Consider the following 1,213-nt stretch of genomic DNA (forward strand, 5'->3'; position numbering starts at 1 on the left):
TGGTTTTCTGCAAGCGTGTTTGCACAATCGTCTGTCACGCTGTACGGCGTTCTAGACAACTCTATTCAATATGTTCACAATAATGGCGGGGCCAACAACTCTCTATCGATGCAGAGCGGACAGATGTCGCCAACTGTTTTCGGCTTTCGAGGAAGCGAGGACTTAGGTGCCGGTTGGTCCGCAATTTTCACCCTCGAGAATTGGTTCGATATTAATAGTGGTGCGTCGACGGATTCCAAGAGGCTTTTCTCCCGGCAAGCATTCGTCGGACTGAAAAGCGATCAATACGGCACTTTCACCTTTGGTCGTCAACTCGACGGCATGTTAAACCTTGTGGCGCCAGTTCAAGGTAACTTCTTCCTCGAATACTTCACAGCACCAGGGGACATTGATCTCGCCGACGGAACGACGCGAGTCGATAACGCTGTCCAATGGTCCAGTCCGACGTGGGCGGGGCTTCAGATCGCGCTCCAATACGGTTTCGGTAACGTCGCTGGTTCACTGGGTTCAGGTCAGTCCTACAGTGCAGCATTGAACTATTCGATCGGCGCGCTAACGTTGGCCGGAGGCTACTTTCATGCGGACAATGGCAACGCCAGGACCTCGACCCGCGGGCTTTCAAGCGCTTCTGGCGGCTTCTTTAGTCCCGTGAATTCCGCGTACGCAAGTGCAAGTGGTTACAACGTTGCGCGAGTTGGAGCTGCATACGCAATTGGTCCAGTCACCATCGGCGGGTATTACAGCTATGCTGAATATCTGGCGGATGCAGATTCGACCTTTCGATCAGCTGAGCGCTACAACAATGGATCTGTCTTTGCCGCATGGCAGATGACGGAAACGACAATGCTTGAACTCGGGTACGACTACCTGAAGTCGCATGGTGACTCGTCCGCTACCTATCATCAGATTACCTTCGCGGCAGACTACGCACTGTCGAAGCGAACGGACTTGTACTTCTCTGCCGGGTATGGCCATGCGTCCGGAACGAACGGAATTGGCCCGGCTCAAGCGGTTATCGCGGATTCGTATACTGCGGGTGGAACAGCCTCGCAAGAGCTCGCGATCGTGGGCATACGACACCGCTTCTGAAAACCAGGTTCATTGCGCACGTTCTTTCAGGCTACCTCATTGCGGCACGCTTCAAACGTCGGCAGCGGTAAGCACATAGGGTAACGCCAATCGGGTAGGGTCGGTTAGTTAGCTTGTCCGACCC

At 54.0% G+C, this 1,213-nt stretch carries 1 protein-coding gene; it reads left to right on the forward strand.

The genetic code is table 11. The features are described 5' to 3' along the window. The coding region (locus U5A58_RS40345) for a porin (RefSeq protein ID WP_321918080.1) at positions 1-1,089 on the forward strand (1,089 nt) is incomplete at its 5' end. Between the last annotated feature and the right edge of the window lie 124 nt (positions 1,090-1,213).

The organism is Paraburkholderia sp. J7, from assembly GCF_905220155.1.
Taxonomy (GTDB): Bacteria; Pseudomonadota; Gammaproteobacteria; order Burkholderiales; family Burkholderiaceae; genus Paraburkholderia.